This window comes from Paraconexibacter sp., from assembly GCF_041602235.1.
Classification (GTDB): Bacteria; Actinomycetota; Thermoleophilia; order Solirubrobacterales; family Solirubrobacteraceae; genus Paraconexibacter.
The window spans coordinates 1-6,725 of the sequence record NZ_JBFIGP010000217.1 but is presented as its reverse complement, the minus strand read 5'-3'; the positions used below and the strand labels follow the sequence as shown (position 1 = coordinate 6,725).

Here is a 6,725-nt window from a genome sequence, read left to right as displayed (position 1 = left end):
GCGAGCGAGCGGACGATGACCTCGCTCATCGAGCGGTTCACGATCTGCGAGAACGCCGCCCGCGGCATGCGCGGGAGGTTCTCGCGGATGCGGTCGAACACGATGATCGTGTCGTAGAGGGAGTAGCCGAGGATGGTGAGCAACGCCGCGACCGTCGCCGTCGTCACCTCCCGGTCGATCAGCGAGTACACGCCGGCCGTGATCAGCACGTCGTGCATCACGGCGATGAGGATCGGCACCGTGTACTTCCACTCGAACCGCAGCGCGATGTAGGCGCTGATGACGATCAGCGACGCGATGATCGCGATCACCGCGCTGTTGGCGACCGAGTTCCCGAACGTCGGCCCGATCGACTCGGTGTTGGGCTCGCCACGCACCGTGAAGGCGTCGTCCAGCGCAGCGGTGACCCGCGTGACCTCCGCGGGCTTGAGGGACGCGGTCCGGACCTGGAAGGCGTTCTCACCCAGTTCCTCGTCACCGGTGATCCGCTGGATCTTGGCGTCCCCGAGACCCGACTTCGCGAGGACGTCGCGGACACCGGACTCGTCCGTCTGCTGCGTGAACGCCGCGGTGATCCGGGTGCCGGAGTCGAAGTCGATGCCGAAGTCCAGGCCCTTGCCGCCGAGCGCCAGCGCCCCGATCACGAGGATCACGCCGGAACCGGAGAAGAACCACTTCGCGGCGCCCGAGTAGTCGAACCGCCAGCGGTTGGTGTGCTCGGCCTGGTTCTTCGCACCCAGCGCCGAGGGCGAGTTGATGATCTTGGATCGGCTCGCGACGCCCAGGATGGCCTGCGTGAGCAGGATCGCGGTGAGCATCGACACGATCGTGCCGATGCCGAGCACGAGCGCGAAGCCCTTCACGCCGGCGGTCGCCAGCGTGAACAGGATGAACGCGACCATGAAGGTCACCACGTTCGCGTCGATGATCGCGCTGAGGCCCTTCTTGTAACCGGCCGCGATGCCCGCGACCATCGATCTGCCCGCGCGTATCTCTTCCTTGACCCGCTCGAAGATGACGATGTTCGCGTCGGCCGCGACGCCGATCGTCAGGACCAGGCCCGCGATGCCCGGAAGGGTCAACGTCACCGGGATCAGCTTGATGAGCGCGAAGAAGTAGAGCGCGTAGACGACGAGCGCGATGACGGCGATCGCGCCGAGCACGCGGTAGAAGGTCAGGAGGAACAGGGCGACCAGCCCGAATCCCACCAGCCCCGCCAGGAGTCCCTGGTCGAGCGCCTGCTTGCCGAGCGTCGCGCTCACCTGCGACTGCGAGATCAGCTCGAGCTTGACCGGGAGCGCGCCGGTCTTCAGGAGGTTCGCGAGGCGCTGGGCGCTCTTGATCGTGAAGCCACCGGAGATCTCCGACCCCGTGCGGGCGTCGATGCCGTCGGGGTTGCGCTGGAAGTCGATGTACGGCGTCGAGATGACCTCGCCGTCGAGCACGATCGCGAAGTGCTGCGCCGCAGCGACGGGATCCTGGCCCGGCAGGAAGTTCGCCTGGCCGCGCTCGGCGATCTCCCGCGTGACGTCCTGCCAGATCTGCCGGCCCTTGTCCGAGAACTCGAACGTCACGTTCGGCTGACCGGTGCCGCCTGGACCGCTGTCGAACTGCTGCTCCGGGTTCTTGATGTCGGTGCCGCGCAGCGCGAAGTTGTCGTTCAGGACGTAGTAGCAGTCGCGCTCGGTGTCGTTGTCCCCCTCGGGCTGCTCCCCGCGGACGATGACCGTGCCCTCGCGGACCACGCGCACGCGCTGGTCGGTGCCGGGCTTCTCCCCCGGAAGGTCGTTGAGGAGCGCCTTCTCGGTCTCCTGCGGCCCGCCGACCACCTTCCGCGTCTTGTCGTTGACCAGGTAGTACTGGTCGCCCGACGAGGTGTTCTGGTCGGGCATGGCGGGACGGCGCGCCGCGCGGGCCACGGCGTCGTACTTCGGGAAGCAGCCGCTCTGGCCGGCGGCGCCGCCACCGGTGACCTCGGCGTTGCCCGGGTCGGGCTCGAGGTCCTTGCCGAGGACGTTCTTCTCCCAGTCGTAGAAGTAGAGCTGGGCGACGGTGCCGACCTGCTTCTGCGCCTCCTCCGCGTTCTTGACGTCAGGGAGCGAGACGATGATCTGGTCGGCGCCGGAACGCTGGATCTCCGGCTCCGCGACGCCGAGCTGATCGACGCGATCGCGCATGATCTCGATCGAGCGGTCGACCGCCTCCCCGGTGACGGTCGGGACCGCCTTGGTCGGCTTCGCCTGGTAGACGAGCTCGACCCCGCCCTTCAGGTCGAGTCCCAGCTTCGTCGTGGTCGTCGCGATGACGGCCGCCGAGGCGACGAGCATCCCGGCGACGAGCAGCAGGACGAAGAGGTTGCGGCGGCGGTCGGTCACAGCGCGGGGACCTTACTTGTCTGGGGTGAGGACGAGCAGCAGGCCGCCGTCATCGTCGTAGGCGGGGAAGAGATCGGCTGTCGCCTGCGCGGGCAGATCGCCCTCGGCGTTGACCTTCACCGGCTTGCCCAACTGGCGCACGCCCCACTCCAGGACGGTCTGCACGGCGTCGGCGCCCTCGTCGAACTCCAGGCCCAGCACCTCCGAGACGGGACGGCCGATGACGCGCTCGTCGTCGAGTCCGGTCAGCTCGAAGCTGCCGCGGCCGCAGGCGATCACCTTGCCCTGCTGGTCGCAGGCGAAGAAGGCAGCGTCCGGGGCCGGGTAGTAGTCATCGAGCAGCTCGAAGAGGAACCCGAAGCCGCATTTCGCGCAGCCCTTCGGCGTGGTGCGGAAGCCGGACGTGCGATCGGTCGCGGTGGAACGGGTGCCGCAGTTGGGACAGATGAAGAGATGGGCCATCGTGGACCCGGACAGGGTACGCGAGGCAGCGTCACGGCGGTGTCACCGCGTCGCGAAGGCCGCCGCCGAGGGGTCTCGGCGATCGTTCGAGCAGGATGCGTCGGCCGGTACGGGAACATGATGTCCATGGCATCTCCGACCGACGGTCCCGACCCCGTGACGCTGCGGGACGCAGAGACCGCGCGCCGCATCGCCCGCGCAGCCGCCAAGGGCGGCCCGGCCGACCGTCAGCCGACGCCCGAGCAACTCCTCGCGGCGTTCGAGGAGCCCGAGGCGACGCCCGAGGCCCTGCGGCGCGTCGAGAACGCCCTGCGGTTCGCCGGCGTCGAGGTCGCGCCGCCCCTCGGCGAGGCGACCCCGGGCGTCCGCGTGACGCTCGAGGTGCGGCCGCTGGATCCGGTGCCGCGGGGCCGCGCCGTCCGGCGGGGCCTCGTCGGCCTCGGTGCGCTGGCGCTCCTGGTGGCCGGCGTGACACTGGCGGCCGGCGTCCCCGGCGGTGACGACGAGCGCGCCGACGTGCTGCCGGACGTCCCGGTGACCGGGCCGACCGGTCCCTCGGGCGCCACCGGGGCGACCGGCCCGACCGGCGCAACGGGGACGACCGCGGGCAGTCGGAGCGCCACCACGCCCACGACCACCACCTCCGCCGCCCAGCGCGCTGCCGCGCGCAAGCGCGCCGCCGAGCGCGAGCGGGCCGCCGAGCGACGGCGACGGGAGGCCGCGCGGCGCGCCGCGGCCCGCAGGCGGGTCACGGTCCGCCTGACGCCCGCCGAGCCGACGTTCCTCTGCGTCGACGACGGCGCGGGTCGGCAGCTCTTCAACGGCACGCTCACCTCGCGGCGCACGTTCACGGGCCGGCGGATCCGGCTCAACGTGGGGCTCGCCTCGACGCGGGTGACCATCAACGGCGAGCGCTACCGGCTGTCCGGCAGCCCGGACGGCGTGGACATCACGCGCACCCGGCGCACCCCGCTTCCGCTCGGGCAGCGCCCGTGCTCGTGAGGGGCGACGTCAGAAGAGGTTCGGCTCGCGCGGCTCGAGTCCGAGATGGGCGAACGCCCGGAGCGTCGCGACCCTCCCCCGGGGCGTGCGCTTGACGAGGCCTCGCTGGAGCAGGTAGGGCTCGTAGACGTCCTCGAGGGTGTCCTGCTCCTCCCCCACCGTCACCGCCAGCGTCGACAGGCCGACCGGTCCGCCGTCGAACGCCACGCAGATCGCGCGCAGGATCTCCCGGTCCAGCCGGTCGAGCCCGACGTGGTCGATCTCCAGCAGGTCGAGCGCGGCGTCGGCGACGTCCGACGTGACGACCCCGCCGGCGCGGACCTCGGCGAAGTCGCGGACGCGCCGCAGCAGCCGGTTCGCGACCCGTGGGGTCCCGCGAGAGCGGCGCGCGATGGCGCCGGCGCCGTCGTCGGCGAGCGTGACACCCAGGATCGAGGCACTGCGGTGGACGATGGCCGAGAGCTCGTCCGGGTCGTAGGGCTCCAGCCGGTGCTGGATGCCGAACCGGTCGCGGAGCGGCGAGGTCAGGAGCCCCGCGCGCGTGGTGGCCCCCACGAGCGTGAACGGCGGCAGCGGCAGGGTCATCACCTTCGCCCCCGCGCCCTGGCCGACCGTGATCGGCAGCTGCCGGTCCTCCATGGCGGGATAGAACGTCTCCTCCAGCGCGCGCGGAAGACGGTGGATCTCGTCGACGAAGAAGATGCTGCGCGGCTCCAGCGCCGTCAGGAACGCCGCGACGTCGCCCTTGCGCTCCAGCGCGGGCGCCGCGGTCATCACGAACGGGACGTCGAGCTCCGCGGCGAGGATCTGCGCCAGGGAGGTCTTGCCGAGCCCCGGCGGGCCCGCGAACAGCACGTGGTCCAGCGCCTCACCGCGGGCGACCGCCGCCTCGACGCTGACCTGCAGCTGCGCCTTCAGGCCCGTCTGCCCGACGAAGTCCTCGAGGAGCCGCGGACGCAGCGACACCTCCTCGACGTCCTCGTCCGGCAGCCATCCTGGCGTCTGGATCCGCAGCTCGTCGCTCATCGGTGGGCCCCGCGCAGCGCGTGGGCGAGCAGCTCCTCGGCGGTCTCCCCCTCGGCATGCCGGAGCAGGTCCTCGGCCTCGGCCAGGGACCAGCCGAGCTCCACGAGCCCGTCACGCGCCAGCAGGCGCGGATCGTCGCCGCGGTGCACCTCGATGGTCCCGCCGCCGGCGTCGGCGCCCCAGTCGGCGCCTCCGACCTTCTCCCGCAGTTCCACCACGATCCGCTCGGCGATGCGCTTCCCGATCCCGGGCACGGCCTGGAAGCGGGCGGCGTCCCCGGCCGCGATGGCCGCGACCAGCTCACGCGGCGTGCCCCCGCCGAGGACCGCCTGGGCCACCTTGGGCCCCACGCCCTGGACGCCGATCAGGAGCAGGAACAGGTCGCGCTCCTCCTCGGCGTGGAAGCCGAACAGGGCCAGGGCGTCGTCGCGGACGATCAGATGGGCGTGCAGCGACACGGGGCGCCCGATCGCCGGGACGTGCCGCAGCGTCTCCGACGAGACCGCGAGGCGATACCCCACGCCCGAGGCGGTCTCGACCACGACGTGGTCCGGCCTGCGGACCGCGACGTCGCCTGCCACGAGCGCGATCATCCCGCGACCGCCCGGCCGGCCTGGCGCCGCGCCGCGACGGCGGCGGTGAGCGGGGCGTGGTTGGCGTGGCAGATCGCCACGGCCAACGCGTCCGCCGCATGATCGGGACGGGGGAGCTCCGCCAGGGACAGCAGCGCCTGCACCATGCGCTGGACCTGGTCCTTCTCGGCCCGGCCGGTGCCGCAGACCGCCGACTTCACCTGCTGTGGCGTGTAGCCGTGGGTCGTCAGGCCGTGCTGCCCGGCGGCGAGCACGACCACCCCCCGCGCCTGACCGACCGCGAAGGCACTCCGCGCGTTCTGGCCGAAGTAGAGCTCCTCCAGGGCGACGGCATCGGGCTCGTGCTCCAGGACGAGATCCGCGATGCGCTGATGGATGCGGACCAGCCGACGTTCGACCGCCATGTCCGCAGGCGTCTCGATGACGCCGCCGTCGAGCGCGGCCAGCCGGCCGCCGCGCCGCTGCACCACGCCGTAGCCGGTGTTCGCGAGACCAGGATCGATGCCGAGGACCTTCACCACCGCTGGGATTCTGCGGATCGGGTCGGATGCCTCCCTCGCGTACCCCGCCCGCGCGCCTCGTCGATCCGTCCATCATCCGGCCAGACACCCGGAACCGGAGTGTCACCGGCCGATGACCGGTGCATGTTCAAGCGCGCCGACGAGGTCGAGGCACTCCGCCGGGAACTGGCGATCCTGCAGGCCCAGGTGGCGGAGATGCCCGTGCTCCGCGAGGCGCTGGCCGTCGAGCGCGGCCGCGCCCGGCGGCACGCGCCCGCACCCGCGGCGACCCACCCCGAGCCGCCCGAAGCGGTCGACGACGACACCGATGTCCTCCCGGACCTCCGGGCGTTCCACCGTGCGGCCCATCGCGAGCTCGAGCGGGCGCGGCGCTCCGGGACGCCCGTCAGCCTGGCCCTGATCGACATCGACGGGTTCCGGGACCTCAACGCCTCCGCCGGGCTGGAGGCCGGCGACGCCGCGCTCGCCGCCCTGGAGCATCGGCTGCGGGCGCTGGTCCGCACCGCCGATCTCGTGGGCCGCACCGGCGCCGACGAGTACGCGCTGCTGCTGGTCGACACCGAGGCCGGGTCCGCCGTCGCGTGCGTGCAGCGGCTGCTCGACGCGATGGCCGACGATCCGACCCCGGATCCCCGCTTCTCCGTCTCGGTCGGCCTCGCCCCCTACCGGCGGGCGCAGTCCGTCGAGCAGCTCCTGGCGGCAGCGGCCGACGGGCTCACGCGCGCCCGGGCGGCGGGCGGCGGGCG

At 72.3% G+C, this 6,725-nt stretch carries 7 protein-coding genes; 2 read left to right on the top strand and 5 right to left on the bottom strand.

Annotated features, from left to right (window positions below; all coding sequences use genetic code 11):
• On the bottom strand, window positions 1-2,375 hold a 2,375-nt coding region (secD, locus tag ABYE80_RS15335), incomplete at its 3' end, for a protein translocase subunit SecD (protein WP_372791164.1).
• A gap of 12 nt (window positions 2,376-2,387) precedes the next feature.
• Window positions 2,388-2,837 (bottom strand): PAS domain-containing protein, encoded by a 450-nt coding sequence (locus ABYE80_RS15330; protein ID WP_372791163.1) that lies wholly within the window; start codon window positions 2,835-2,837, stop codon window positions 2,388-2,390.
• Between the two features lie 126 nt (window positions 2,838-2,963).
• On the opposite strand from ABYE80_RS15330, the gene ABYE80_RS15325 reads away from it, so the two are divergent.
• Window positions 2,964-3,839: a hypothetical protein gene (locus tag ABYE80_RS15325; RefSeq protein ID WP_372791162.1), complete on the top strand. Its 876-nt coding sequence runs from the start codon at window positions 2,964-2,966 to the stop codon at window positions 3,837-3,839.
• A gap of 9 nt (window positions 3,840-3,848) precedes the next feature.
• Here ABYE80_RS15325 and ruvB read toward each other — a convergent pair whose 3' ends face one another.
• Genes ruvB through ruvC form a run of 3 tightly spaced genes read right to left on the bottom strand, consistent with a single transcriptional unit; the run spans window position 3,849 to window position 5,979 of the window.
• Window positions 3,849-4,865, bottom strand: a complete 1,017-nt coding sequence (gene ruvB / locus ABYE80_RS15320) for a Holliday junction branch migration DNA helicase RuvB (RefSeq protein ID WP_372791161.1) — start codon at window positions 4,863-4,865, stop codon at window positions 3,849-3,851.
• Window positions 4,862-5,446 (bottom strand): Holliday junction branch migration protein RuvA, encoded by a 585-nt coding sequence (gene ruvA / locus ABYE80_RS15315; RefSeq protein WP_372791160.1) that lies wholly within the window; start codon window positions 5,444-5,446, stop codon window positions 4,862-4,864. Before ruvA ends, ruvB begins: the two co-directional genes overlap by 4 nt.
• Before the next feature lie 8 nt (window positions 5,447-5,454).
• Window positions 5,455-5,979 carry a crossover junction endodeoxyribonuclease RuvC gene (gene ruvC / locus ABYE80_RS15310; RefSeq protein WP_372791159.1) on the bottom strand — a complete coding sequence of 175 codons (525 nt, stop codon included), beginning with the start codon at window positions 5,977-5,979 and terminating at the stop codon, window positions 5,455-5,457.
• 123 nt (window positions 5,980-6,102) lie between these two features.
• On the opposite strand from ruvC, the gene ABYE80_RS15305 reads away from it, so the two are divergent.
• On the top strand, window positions 6,103-6,725 hold a 623-nt coding region (locus ABYE80_RS15305; protein ID WP_372791158.1), incomplete at its 3' end, for a GGDEF domain-containing protein.